The organism is Bradyrhizobium sp., assembly GCF_049798375.1.
Lineage (GTDB): Bacteria > Pseudomonadota > Alphaproteobacteria > Rhizobiales > Xanthobacteraceae > Bradyrhizobium.
Genome location: NZ_JBARGP010000520.1, coordinates 1 through 12,228, shown reverse-complemented (window position 1 = coordinate 12,228; position 12,228 = coordinate 1). Strand labels below are relative to the sequence as shown.

Here is a 12,228-nt window from a genome sequence, read left to right as displayed (position 1 = left end):
AGGCGGAGAGCAGATAGCCCATATCCGCAATCGACAGCCCGAGCTCGTTGCGGATCAGCGGATTGGCCACCGCGAGCGTGGCGCGGTCGATGTAATTGACGACGCCTGCGATGACCAGGAGCGCCAGCGCGACGCGTTGAATCCATTTGACGCGTAGCGTCGCGAGCTCCGGTCCCAGCATCGTTTCCTCACTTGCACTTCATTATCGGAACGATCGTATCAATGCCCTCGTTCCTCATCACCAGTCACGCAATTGCGTGATCAGGCGTGCAGATTCGACATGGTGCGGACGCAAGGTGCTCACACCGGCGCGCTTGCAGATGCCGCGAAGGCGAATAGATAGACCGGGAACGCCGCGCGATGCGTGTCGACCAAGCCCGGAGAATCAATGACGACGCTGTCCATCCTGGATCTGGTCCGGGTCACGCAGGAAACCGACGCACGCGGCGCACTGAACAATGCACGTGATGTGGCGCGGCACGCCGAAGCCTGGGGCTATAACCGCCTCTGGGTTGCCGAACACCACAACATGCCGGGCATCGCCAGCGCCGCCACGTCGATCGTGCTGGCCCATATCGCCGAGGGCACCAGCACGATCCGTATCGGCGCCGGTGGGATCATGCTGCCCAACCATGCGCCCTATGTGATCGCCGAGCAGTTCGGAACGCTGGCGCGGCTGTTTCCAGGTCGCGTCGACCTCGGCCTCGGGCGCGCCCCCGGCACCGATCAGATGACCTTGCGCGCCCTGCGCCGGACGCCCGACGCCGCCGACAATTTTCCGCAGGACGTGCTCGAGCTGCAGGCCTTCCTGGCGCCGGCCGGCCCCAACCAGCGCATCCAGGCGGTGCCCGCGGCAGGCACCGAGGTGCCGCTCTGGATTCTCGGCTCCAGCCATTTCGGCGCGATGGTCGCGGCCGAACTGGGGCTGCCCTACGCGTTCGCCTCGCATTTCGCGCCCGAGCATCTGCTGGCGGCGCTCGACATCTATCGCGCGCGCTTCAAGCCGTCGGAACAGCTCGATCGCCCCTATGCGATGGTCGGCGTCAACATCGTCGCGGCCGAGAGCGATGATGTCGCGAAGCGGTTGGCGACGACGCAGCAGATGTCGTTCACCAACATCTTTCGCGGTGCCCGAGGGCTCAGTCAGCCTCCGATCGACGATATCGAAAGCTATTGGTCGGGATCGGAAAAGCAGCAGGCCCAGCGCATGCTCGCTCGATCGATCGTCGGCTCCGTCGAGACCGTCCGTGCCGGCATCGACGCACTGGTCGAGGAAACCAAGGCCGATGAGCTGATCGTGGTGTCCGACGTCTATGACCACGCGACACGCTTGCGCTCGTTCGAGCTGATCGCCGAGGCCGCGGGGATCAAGCCGGCTGCGTGAAACGGTCCAATCACGCGTCGCGCGTTGCTCGATATTGTAGCCGGGATGAGCGCAGCGACATCCGGAACCACAGCAGCGGCAATCCCGAATATCGGGCTACGCGTGCCGCAAGCTGCACTCAACGTAACGTTCGAAGATAGGCAATGATGTCGGCGACGTCGCCATCACGCAGGCCCGCATAGAATACGAACGCCATCGGCTGCAACAGCCGATGCCCATCGCGCGCAATGCCGTGCCGGATGGCATTGTCGATCTCCGCGTCGGACCAGGTGCCGAGCCCCGCGGCGGAAGCGCCGGTGATATTGGGCGCCACCACGCCATGCCAGTCCGCGCCCAGACCATGGACCAGCGTCGGCCCGAACGGCCGCCCACCATGTCCCAGTCCATTCACGAAATCGGAGCGACCCGCCGACCAGGTCGAATGACACTCCATGCAATGGCCGATCGTCACCAGATAGGCGCCGCGGCGGACCGGATTGGTGAAATCGGCGTTGGCGAAACCGGCTTCGGCCTCTGGATAGGGCTGGCGGCGAACCGGGGCGGTGTAGATGGGCGGCGGGACCCGGTTCTTGATCGGCTTGACCGTGCGCAGATAGGCGACGATGGCGTCGAGATCGGCCGGCAGCAGGGCCTTGTAGAACCCGGTAGGCATCGCCGCCGCAAGCGGCGCGCCAGCTAGTTCGCCGTGATCCGGACGGGTGCCTTCGAGCAGCGCCCGCTTGATCTCAGCGTCGGTCCAGTCACCGATGCCGGTGTCGCGATCCTGCGTGATGTTGGGCGCGGTCGCAGTAAAGGCCGGCGTCGAAATCGTCAAGCCGCCCGAGAACGCGCGGTCCGCGATCGCGGCGCCTGCATTGTCGCGCGGACTGTGACAATTGCCACAGGCCAGGATGGTGTTGACCAGATAGGACCCGCGCGCGACGGGCGTCTCGGCAGCCGTCGCCGCATCAATTCCAACGCTGGCGAGACCGGCGATCAAGACTATCAGCGCGCGGCGCCGCCACCGCGCAGGCATCAAGTGCATTGCATCCAAGGCAACCCCCGACTCTCGTCGACGAGAATTAATCCCTACCTGATTCATCACACATAATGCGATGCCCGTTGAGGTCGTCACGTCCATTTTGTGTTACGGGTGCAACCCGAAGACCGTTGCTCATCCGGCTGCGCAGGAAAGATCGATCGAGATTTGGCGTGAGATCAGTTTGGTTGGTCCGCCAAACCCGCGAGCTCCAACTATATCTGCGCATAAACATCAATTTCGCTAGCCACTTCAATTCCATACTCCAGATCCGCTAATTCGTTTGAGATTTCTCTTTCGCTTTTACAGAAATCATGTATACTCCCTCCCCGTCCCGCCTCACTGAGGGGGCGTACGCGTCGTCACGGACGTCGAGTGCGGGATGCGATGGACGCGTTGATGCCGTTGGACGAACGGCTCGATGCGGACGGTGAAGTCGTGTGGTTCTGGCCTCCCGGTGCTGAGGCCGTGCGCAATGCGTTCACGCCTTGCGCAAGGGGGCAATCAAGCCGGTCCCCAAGGAGAGCGCGTATAAACCGTAAGGCCATCGCGCGGGGAATGCCGGCTGTTTCGGCTGAACCTGTGGTACCTGCCGCCTGCATTTTTTTCTGCAGGCGGGCCATGGGTGCGGCCAGCATCCGGCATTCCCTGCGCCCTCTTCGTCGGGAGGGTCAAACGCCATGCAACACTCGAACGCGGATGGCGTGGCGAGAGCGTGAAGTCATGCCTCACCGTCATTGCGAGCCAACGGGGCCGCGCGGCCGATGACCGCCTCCATGAGGCAAACCAGCGTCGCGTAACCAGGATCTGGATTGCTTCGGCGCAGGAGCGCCTCGCAACGACGATGCGGAGGGAGCCATGTTACCGCGGCATACACGATCGCCCAGCCGACCCCCGCGATGATAGTCCTACTTGCTCCCCACCAGCCTGATCGGGCGCCCCTGGCTGATGAAGGCGTAATGCCCGCTGCCGATGCCGCCGACCATCAGCGCCTCGACGACGGGCTCGGCGGTCTCAGCGGTCGCGGCCCAGGCGACCACGAAATTCGCGCCGGTGCCGCCGCGGACGTCCTTGACCGGAATGAAGATCTCGATCGTTCCGAACGGCTTCACCGCGACCGGCTGCTTCAGATAGGCTTCGACCCGCGCACCCGCAGTGTCAAAATAGTCGATGCGCTTGAGGATCAGCGGCTGGGTTTCGGAGGCATTGTGCACGCTCAAGGTGACCGAGAAATCCGCGCGTATCTTGCCTGGTGTCATCGCCACGCTGGAATAGACCGGCACATAGAACGCGCCCGACACGGTGGCGGGCTCGGCCGGCAGCGCCGTCAACGAATCCGCAAAATTCTGTTCCAGGCTCGAGGCGGGCTCCGCCGCAGCCGCGCCTGCGCCCGAGCCGCCCAGCAGCGCCAAAGCAAGGGCTGCGCCCCGCATGTGACAGATTGCGGCTTTGCGGCGCGCGCCGTTATGCCTAATTTGCGGCGGTGGGGATGGTTTCATGCATGAACTGATCGGCGATATCACTCTGTGCATCCTGTTTGCGTGGGTGCTTGGGCTCGCGGCGCAATTTTTGCGGCAGCCATCGATTCTTGCCTATCTGGTCGCGGGCTTCGCCATTGGCCCCTTCGGCGCCGGCTGGGTCAAGTCCCAGGATTCGATCTCGGTGATCTCCGAGCTTGGCCTGATCTTCATGCTGTTCATGATCGGGCTCGAGATCGACCTGAAGAAGATCATCCGCGCCGGCCCGGTGATCCTGATCGCCGGCGGCGTCCAGTTGCTCGGTGGCGCGGCGCTCGGTCTCATCTTCTTCATCGCGATCGGGATGCGGCTCGGCGGCGGAAGCTATGACGCGCTCTATCTCTGCATCGCCTGCGCACTGTCCTCGACCGTCATCATCGTCAAGGTGTTGTACGAGAAGCACGAGCTCGACACCCTGCCCGGCCGCATCACGCTGGGCGTGCTGGTGCTGCAGGACGTGTTCGCGATCCTGTTCCTGGCGGTGCAGCCGAGCCTCGACGATTTGCATCTCAGCGTCATCCTGCTGTCCTTCGTTCGTGCCGGCGCGCTGGTCGCCACCGCGCTGCTGCTCAGCCGCTACGTGCTGCCGCCGCTGTTCCGCCGCATCGCCCGCAGCCCGGAGCTGATCCTGCTCGGCGCGCTGGCCTGGTGTTTCCTGATCGGCGAGATCGCCGAACGGCTGCAGCTCTCGCGCGAGATGGGCTCGCTGATCGCAGGCGTCTCGCTCTCGACCTTCCCTTACGCGCTCGACGTCACCGCCAAGGTCACGAGCCTCCGCGACTTCTTCATCACGCTGTTCTTCGTGGCGCTGGGCATGACGATCCCGATCCCGAACCTTTCGGTGGTGGGGCTGGCGCTGGTCATCGCGCTGTTCACGGTGGCGAGCCGGCTGATCACGACATTCGCGCCGCTTTACCTGATGCGGCAGGGACTGCGCGCAAGCCTTTTGCCTGCGATCAACCTGGCGCAGATCAGCGAATTCTCGCTGGTCATCATCCAGACCGGCATCGCCGCCGGCCACCTGCGCGGCGCGACTTCGAGCGCGGCCTCCTTCGCGTTCGTCGTGCTGGCGGTGCTCTCGACCTTTGCGATCGTGCGCTCGGACCCGATCGTGCGCCGGGCGATTCCACGGCTGAAGCAGCTTGGCTTGCGCGATCTCGGCCGGATCGCCGCAACAGATGAGGCGGAGGACAGCCATGCCGCCGCACGCCGCGTCGTCATCCTTGGCTTCTTCCGAACCGCCAGCGCGTTGCTCAGCGAGATCGAGCGCAAGCATCCTACCTTGTTGTCGCAGATCGGCGTGGTCGATTTCAACCCGGTCGTATTCCGCACCTTGTCGGAGCGCGGCATCCAGGTGACCTATGGCGATATCAGCCATGTCGACACCCTGGTGCACGCCGGTATCGGCAAGGCCGAGCTGATCATCCTGAGCATCCCGGACTCGCTGCTCAAGGGCGCCAACAACGAGAGGCTGGTGCGCCATGTCCGCAGCATCAATGCGACCGCCAAGATCGTCGCCACCGCGGATTTGCTTGCCGACGTGAAAGACCTCTACGACGCCGGTGCCGACTACGTCACAGTGCCGCGGCTGAGCGACGCCACGGTGCTGCTCGACCTGATCAAGGCAGCCGATGCGGGCCTGCTCAGCGAGCGGCGCGCCGAGATCGATACCATGCTGGTCGAGCGCCGCGAGGTGCTGCCGTGAACTCCGCGCCGAACGAAATCCATGTCTGGCTGATGGAGGTCGACGCACCCCCGCCCGCTTTGCTCGCCGACTGGCGCCAATGCCTCGACGCAGACGAGCTCGCCCGCGCCGACCGCTTCTATTTCGAGCGCGACCGCATCATCTACACCGCCGCCCATTGGCTGCTGCGGAGCGCCCTCGCCGAGACCGGCGGCCTGCCGGCATCCGGCTGGCGGTTTGTGGCCGGGCCGCATGGCAAGCCGCGCATCGATCCCGCGCGCGGCCATCACGGGCTCAGCTTCAACCTCTCGCACACCAAGGGCCTGGTCGCCTGCGCGATCACGACGGGCGCCGAGATCGGCATCGATGTCGAGCGGATGGAGCCGCGCCGCTCGGGGTTCGACGTTGCGGAGCACTCCTTCAGCTCCGCCGAGGTCGACTTGTTGCGCGGGATGCCGCCAGCGCAGCAGATGCGGACCTTCTTCCGGCTGTGGACCTTGAAGGAGACGCTGATCAAGACCACCGGTGAGGGCCTGCAGCGGGCGCTCGACAGCTTCTCGTTTGCGCTCGATCCGGTCGCGGTGACATTCCAGCCGGATGATCCCGACGCGGCCGCCCATTGGACCTTCTGGGAGCTGGAGCCGACCGCACATCACGCGATGGCGCTCGCGATCCGGCAGGATGCCTCGCGGCCGATGCGGTTGGTGACGACCGCTTTGCGGATCGGCAGCGATGGCCGGGTCGTGGCGGAGCGGAGGTCAAGGAGGGCGGGAATGCGGGTTCCAGGTCGCAGGCGGCCCGAACCGCGAAAGGGTCGCGAATCAGGATTCGCTTGTTTACTCTTGCCGAATCGAGGAGTGCAGCATGGTTGCGGACAGTGACAGCAGAATCGCCTGGCATCGCGCACAGCTGAAGAAGCACCGCGCGGAGCTGAAGCAGATCGAGACGACCAGATTTACCGTCGGCCAGAGCTCGGATCAGAGGGCAGTGGACAAAGCGCGGCGGCAGCTCGCAGAACTCAGGGACAAGATCCGCGAGTCCGAGCAGATCGTCGGCCAGCATGAGAAGCAGACCCGGCGGCCACTCGGCACCGATTTGCGCAGCCTGTCCAGCGTGTCATGGGGCAATTGGGACGCGAACGGGCCACGCTGATGGGATACGGTCGCGGTGGCTGCGGCCTCCCTCCCCGGACCAGCGCCGCAGCCGCGCTTCGCTGGCCCTGAGCATGGCAAGGTCGAGTTCGCCGCGGGCCAGCGCGCGGCGCGCGCAGCCGAACACGCGATAGAGTTGCGCACCGTCATAGGCGACCAGCAACAGGTCGGCTCCGCCATTGAGCGCCTCGACCACGGCCTGGCAGACGTCGCCGCCATAGATCGCGCCCATTACCAGATCATCGGTGATGATGACACCCTGGTAGTTCCACTGCCTGCGGATCAGCCCCTCCAGCACCGCCTTGGCATGCGAGGCCGGCCGATCCGGATCAAGTGCAGTGAGCCCGACATGGCCGACCATCAGCGCCGCCCGCGAATTCGCCAGCACGTCGCGGAACGGCCGCCGATCGCTGGCTTCCAATGTCGCGAGCGGCGGGTCGAGCCGCGCGGCGAAATGGTGGGTGTCGGCACGCACGCGGCCGAGGCCCGGGAAGTGCTTCACCGCGGCACGGACGCCCGTCGCCTCCGGCCCGCGCGCGTAGGCGCCGGCGATGTCGCTGACAACATCGGGATCGCAGGAAATCGCGCTGGCTGATCAAGGTGTTGAAGTCGAGCCGGTTGCGCTGCCAGCTCGGGCGCAGATCAAGCACCGGCGCGAGATTGAGCGTGACGCCGATGCCGGCAAGCTCAGCGCCCTGGCGCCGGCCATAGGCCTTGGCCTGCGCCTGGCGCTGATCAGGCGGCACGGTCGCAAGTGTCGACAGCGCCGGCTCCTCCGGCAGCGGCGGCGACAGATGCGCGACGATGCCGCCCTCCTGGTCGGCCGCAACGATCAGCGGCGGCAGATGGGCCGCGGTGCGCGCGGCTTGCAGGCTGGCGATCTCGGCTTTGAGCTCGGCGGCGGTCCGGCCGGCGACATTGTGCCGGGTCATATAGACGCCGGCGATCAGGCCCTTGCCGGCCAGCGTGGCGGCTTCCGCAGGATCGTCGTAGCCGACCACGAAATGGCGTCCGAGCAAGCGCGCAACCGCAGCCTCGGTGTGCAGCGCCTGGTATTGCGGATCGCGAAAACGGATTGCGCCGCGATGAACGCCACAAGCGGCACGCACCATGTGACGAGCAGGACCTGCTTCGCGATGCCGCCACGCCAGGCGCCGCGGCAAATCATAGCAGCGCGCACGCCGATTGCCGCAAGCACCAGCGCGATATGGCCACCGCCGCGCAGCTTCACCAAATAAGGCTCATTGCTATTAACGGCGACAAGAACGAGAAACAGCGCAAGCGACAACAGCACCACAAAGCCGATACGTCTGAGCATGCGATCCATCGACCTCACGAGGTAAGATGGATCGCGACTGACAAAGCGCGGCGCGTAGCGCCAGATACGGAATCGCGCCTGCACAAAATCTGCAAGCAAATCCTGAAAGCCTGCGCGAGCCCTCCTGCGCGATTGCACCGCGCTCCGCCATGGTCCGTCCATCAGCGACGAACCATGCGAGGACGCGCCATCATGTCAGATTACGCCGCGCCGGCTGTCGAGAGCCGCGCCGATCACCAACGCCTGTCCAAGCTATTGCTGGCCATCTGCCTCGCAGCGCTGGCCGACGCGTTGTTCTACAATCAGCGCCTAGGCCTGTCGGTCGAGATCTTCGCCACTGCGGTGGTGGCGGTGTCGCTCGCCGCCAACCCCACGCTGATCGCGCGCCACCGCATGATGACCGCGAGCGCGATCTTCGTCGCGAGCCTGCTGCCGTCGCTCGAAGAGCTCGGCCAGCTCTCGTTCCTGTTTCTCGTGCTCGGATCAACAACGACGATCGCGCTGCTGACCGATCCGCAGTTCGAGGGCCTGCGCACATGGCTCTCGGACCTGCGTCAACGTTTCGTCACCGGCCCGCTGCGGTTGCTGCCGGATGGCGCAAGAGCGCTTCGCGGTTCAGGACTGACGCGCGGCCTCGTGGTCCGGTTCGTGCCGCTCGTGTTCGGAGCTGCCTTTGTCGTCCTGTTCGCACAGGCCAATCCGGTGATCGAGGACTGGCTCACCGCCATCAGGCCGAATCAACTGACCACGCAGTTCGACGTCTGGCGCACGCTGTTCTTGATCGTCGCGCTGTCAGTGGTCTGGCCGTTCATCGCGCTACGCTGGCGGCACAAGGTTCCACGGGTCCCGAACGCGTTCGAGCCGTCCGCAATCATCGAACCGTCCCCGGGTCTCGTCGATCTGTTCAGCCCGCCGACCGTGCTGCGTTCGGCGGTCCTGTTCAACCTGCTGTTCGCGGTGCAGACCGCGCTCGACATCGCCTACCTCTGGGGCCACTCCGCGTTGCCCGCGGGCATGACCTACGCCGCCTATGCCCATCGCGGCGCCTATCCGCTGATCCTGCCGCGCTGCTCGCCGCAGCCTTCGTGCTGATCGCGATTCAGCCGGGTGACAGCACGCAGTCAAAGCTGCTTCGGCCGCTGGTGTATCTGTGGATCGGGCAGAACGTGATGCTGGTGCTGTCGTCAATGTTGCGTCTGAAGCTCTACGTCGAGATCTATCTGCTGACCTATTGGCGCGTCACCGCAGGGATTTGGATGGGTCTGGTCGCGATTGGCCTGGTTTTGATCGTGATCCGGATCGCGCAGAACCGCTCGCATCGGTGGCTGATCCGGATGAACCTGATTGCGGGTCTTGCGACTCTCTATGTGTGCTCGCTCATCGACTTCGATGCCATGATCGCCAGCTATAATGTCGCTCATAGCCGCGCGGCCGGCGGCGGGATCACGCTGATACCGACAGATAGCGGCGTCCGCTTCGAGCTGCACTTTACTGCCGCCGCGCCTAGCCTGCCCTATAGAACGACTTCAGATCATCCTCCTATCACCGCTCCTATCCACGGTTGCCATCACGATGAACCCTCGCGGGATAATTCCACATCCGTCTCCTGATGGCCCGTCGATCATTGCACGAACCAAACAACTGGACGAACACGAGCAATCGGCTAACAATCCCGGCAAGCACGCCGCGCTCGTGCTGCGGATGCGTCGCGATCCGGAAATTTATTCTGGACAACGTCGTCCGTCGCAGGATGCTAACCATGCGGCAGGTCGAAGCGGCCGCGAGAAATGACTTGATCTCCTACCCCGCGTAAGCTTTGAGCTAGGTCAGCTATTGGCCTCGCCGTTCTCGGGAGAGTTTGATGGATTTGTCTCGTTTTGAAATCAGCCGCCGCACCGCGCTCCTGACCTCTGCGGCGATCGCCGCCAATGTCATCAATCCAATGCGCGCCTTCGCAGAGGAAACGCCGCGTAAGGGCGGCGTCTTCAACGTGCATTACGGTGCCGAGCAGCGGCAGCTCAATCCCAGCCTGCAGGCTTCGACTGGCGTCTACATCATCGGCGGCAAGATCCAGGAGAACCTGGTCGATCTCGACGGCAACGGCCAGCCGGTCGGCGTACTCGCCGAGAGCTGGGAGGCCACGTCCGACGGCAAGACGATTACGTTCCATTTGCGCAAGGGCATCACCTGGCACGACGGCAAGCCGTTCACCTCGGAAGACGTCGCCTTCACCGCGATGAACATGTGGAAGAAGATCCTCAATTACGGATCGACCCTGCAGCTGTTCCTGACCGCGGTCGACACGCCGGATCCGCAGACCGCGATCTTTCGCTACGAGCGGCCGATGCCGCTGAATCTGCTGCTGCGCGCTTTGCCCGACCTCGGCTATGTGTCGGCCAAGCACATCTACGAGAGTGGCGACATCAGGCAGAACCCCGCCAACCTCGCCCCTGTCGGCACGGGCCCGTTCAAGTTCGTCAAATACGAGCGCGGCCAATATATCATCGCCGATCGGAATGCGGACTATTGGCGGCCGAATGCGCCCTATCTCGATCGCATCGTCTGGAAGGTGATCACCGACCGCGCCGCGGCGGCAGCCCAGCTCGAGGCCGGCGAGCTGCACTACAGCCCATTCTCGGGCCTGACCATTTCCGATATGGCGCGCCTCGGCAAGGACAAGCGCTTCATCGTCACCACCAAGGGCAATGAAGGCAACGCCCGCACCAACACCATCGAGTTCAATGTCCGCCGCAAAGAGCTGTCGGATATCCGGGTCCGCCGCGCCATCGCGCACGCGATCAACGTGCCGTTCTTCATCGACAACTTCCTCGGCGACTTCGCCAAGCTCGGCACCGGACCGATCCCCTCGACCTCGACCGACTTCTATCCCGGCTCGGACACGCCGCAATATCCCTACGACAAGGCCAAGGCGATCGCGCTGCTGGACGAAGCCGGCTTCAAGCCGGGCGCCGGCGGCGCGCGCTTCTCGCTGCGGCTGTTGCCCGCGCCCTGGGGCGAGGACATCTCGCTGTGGTCGACCTTCATCCAGCAATCCCTGGGCGAGGTCGGGATATCCGTCGAGATCGTCCGCAATGATGGCGGCGGGTTCCTCAAGCAAGTCTATGACGACCACGCCTTCGATCTCGCCACCGGCTGGCACCAGTACCGCAACGATCCCGCCGTCTCAACCACGGTATGGTATCGCTCCGGCCAGCCCAAAGGCGCGCCCTGGACCAACCAGTGGGGCTGGGAAGACCCGAAAATCGACAAGATCATCGACGACGCCGCGACCGAAATCGATCCGGTGAAGCGCAAGGCGCTTTATGCTGACTTCGTGCGCGAGGCCAATACGGAGCTGCCGGTGTGGATGCCGATCGAGCAGATCTTCGTCACCGTGATCACCGCGAAGGCGCGCAATCATTCCAACACCCCACGCTGGGGCTCGACGAGCTGGCATGATCTTTGGCTTTCCGCGTAAGCCAAATGCGGTCACAATGAACGCATGCGCATCCTGAGCCTTGCGGGGCGGCGGCTCGCCGCGTCGATACCGACCCTGCTGCTGATCCTGATCGGCGTGTTCCTGTTGCTGCAGTTCGCACCAGGCGACACGGTCGATGCGATGATGGCGCAGATGGGTGGCGGCGATGCCGCCACTGCCCGCGAGTTGCGCCACTTCTACGGTCTCGATTTGTCAATCCCGGCCCAGCTCGCCAACTATCTCTGGCACCTGGTGCGGCTCGATCTTGGCTTCTCGGCGATCTACGGCAAGCCGGTCGCGACCGTGATCCTGGAGCGGCTGCCGGCCACGCTGCTGCTGATGACCGCTTCGCTTTCATTTGCGTTCTTCTTCGGCCTCATCTTCGGCGTGATCGCCGCGCGCGGCGTCAACAAATGGCCGGATACCCTGATCTCGACCGTGGGCTTGATCTTCTACGCCACGCCCTCGTTCTGGTTCGGCCTGATGGCCATTGTGGTGTTCTCGATCTATCTGCAATGGCTGCCGGCCGGCGGCTTCGAGGACATCGGCGAGGTCAGGACCGGCATCTGGCGCGTGCTCGATATCGCGAGCCATCTGGTGCTGCCGACGCTGACGCTCGGATTGATCTTTCTCGCGATTTATCTGCGCATCATGCGCGCCTCGATGCTGGAGGTGCTC

Annotated in this window: 12 protein-coding genes and 2 pseudogenes; 8 read left to right on the top strand and 6 right to left on the bottom strand. The window is 64.3% G+C overall.

The window, feature by feature from the left end:
- Nucleotides 1-181 (bottom strand): annotated as a pseudogene (locus WA702_RS21125) (MFS transporter); the annotation flags it as partial.
- 207 nt (nucleotides 182-388) lie between these two features.
- Between WA702_RS21125 and WA702_RS21120 the strand changes: the two are divergent.
- Entirely contained in the window at nucleotides 389-1,384 is a 996-nt protein-coding gene (locus WA702_RS21120; protein ID WP_425112489.1) for an LLM class flavin-dependent oxidoreductase, read from the top strand.
- Nucleotides 1,385-1,502: 118 nt separating this feature from the next.
- On the opposite strand, the gene WA702_RS21115 is transcribed toward WA702_RS21120, so the two are convergent.
- Both WA702_RS21115 and WA702_RS21110 read right to left on the bottom strand, forming a co-directional pair.
- Complete coding sequence (locus WA702_RS21115; protein WP_425112488.1) at nucleotides 1,503-2,399, bottom strand: c-type cytochrome; 897 nt, start codon at nucleotides 2,397-2,399, stop codon at nucleotides 1,503-1,505.
- A 911-nt stretch (nucleotides 2,400-3,310) separates the two neighbouring features.
- Entirely contained in the window at nucleotides 3,311-3,835 is a 525-nt protein-coding gene (locus WA702_RS21110) for a DUF3124 domain-containing protein (RefSeq protein WP_425112487.1), read from the bottom strand.
- A gap of 64 nt (nucleotides 3,836-3,899) precedes the next feature.
- Here WA702_RS21110 and WA702_RS21105 point away from each other — a divergent pair, with 64 nt between their 5' ends.
- Genes WA702_RS21105 through WA702_RS21095 form a run of 3 tightly spaced genes read left to right on the top strand, consistent with a single transcriptional unit; the run spans nucleotide 3,900 to nucleotide 6,755 of the window.
- Nucleotides 3,900-5,624 carry a cation:proton antiporter gene (locus WA702_RS21105; RefSeq protein ID WP_425112486.1) on the top strand — a complete coding sequence of 575 codons (1,725 nt, stop codon included), beginning with the start codon at nucleotides 3,900-3,902 and terminating at the stop codon, nucleotides 5,622-5,624.
- Nucleotides 5,621-6,484: a 4'-phosphopantetheinyl transferase family protein gene (locus tag WA702_RS21100; RefSeq protein WP_425112485.1), complete on the top strand. Its 864-nt coding sequence runs from the start codon at nucleotides 5,621-5,623 to the stop codon at nucleotides 6,482-6,484. The genes WA702_RS21105 and WA702_RS21100 overlap by 4 nt, the downstream gene beginning before the upstream one ends.
- Nucleotides 6,468-6,755, top strand: coding sequence for a hypothetical protein (locus WA702_RS21095; protein ID WP_425112484.1), 288 nt, complete (start codon nucleotides 6,468-6,470; stop codon nucleotides 6,753-6,755). The genes WA702_RS21100 and WA702_RS21095 overlap by 17 nt, the downstream gene beginning before the upstream one ends.
- On the opposite strand, the gene WA702_RS21090 is transcribed toward WA702_RS21095, so the two are convergent.
- The 3 genes and pseudogenes from WA702_RS21090 to WA702_RS21080 form a co-directional block, all read right to left on the bottom strand.
- A complete protein-coding gene (locus WA702_RS21090) occupies nucleotides 6,720-7,307 on the bottom strand; it encodes a glycoside hydrolase family 3 N-terminal domain-containing protein (protein WP_425112490.1) in 588 nt (195 codons plus the stop codon). The two genes, WA702_RS21095 and WA702_RS21090, sit on opposite strands and share 36 nt — an antisense overlap.
- A gap of 142 nt (nucleotides 7,308-7,449) precedes the next feature.
- Nucleotides 7,450-7,686: pseudogene (locus WA702_RS21085) on the bottom strand (glycoside hydrolase family 3 N-terminal domain-containing protein); the annotation flags it as partial.
- Nucleotides 7,687-7,700: 14 nt separating this feature from the next.
- The gene (locus WA702_RS21080; RefSeq protein WP_425112483.1) at nucleotides 7,701-8,210 is read right to left on the bottom strand and encodes a hypothetical protein; all 510 of its coding nucleotides are present in this window, start codon (nucleotides 8,208-8,210) and stop codon (nucleotides 7,701-7,703) included.
- 54 nt (nucleotides 8,211-8,264) lie between these two features.
- Here WA702_RS21080 and WA702_RS21075 point away from each other — a divergent pair, with 54 nt between their 5' ends.
- From WA702_RS21075 to WA702_RS21060, 4 genes are all read left to right on the top strand, one after another.
- Entirely contained in the window at nucleotides 8,265-9,164 is a 900-nt protein-coding gene (locus tag WA702_RS21075) for a DUF4153 domain-containing protein (RefSeq protein ID WP_425112482.1), read from the top strand.
- Nucleotides 9,158-9,682: a DUF4173 domain-containing protein gene (locus WA702_RS21070; protein WP_425112481.1), complete on the top strand. Its 525-nt coding sequence runs from the start codon at nucleotides 9,158-9,160 to the stop codon at nucleotides 9,680-9,682. Before WA702_RS21075 ends, WA702_RS21070 begins: the two co-directional genes overlap by 7 nt.
- Nucleotides 9,683-9,933: 251 nt before the next feature.
- Entirely contained in the window at nucleotides 9,934-11,550 is a 1,617-nt protein-coding gene (locus tag WA702_RS21065) for an ABC transporter substrate-binding protein (RefSeq protein WP_425112480.1), read from the top strand.
- 24 nt (nucleotides 11,551-11,574) lie between these two features.
- Nucleotides 11,575-12,228, top strand: a 654-nt coding sequence (locus WA702_RS21060) for an ABC transporter permease (protein ID WP_425112479.1), incomplete at its 3' end; no start/stop codon positions are given.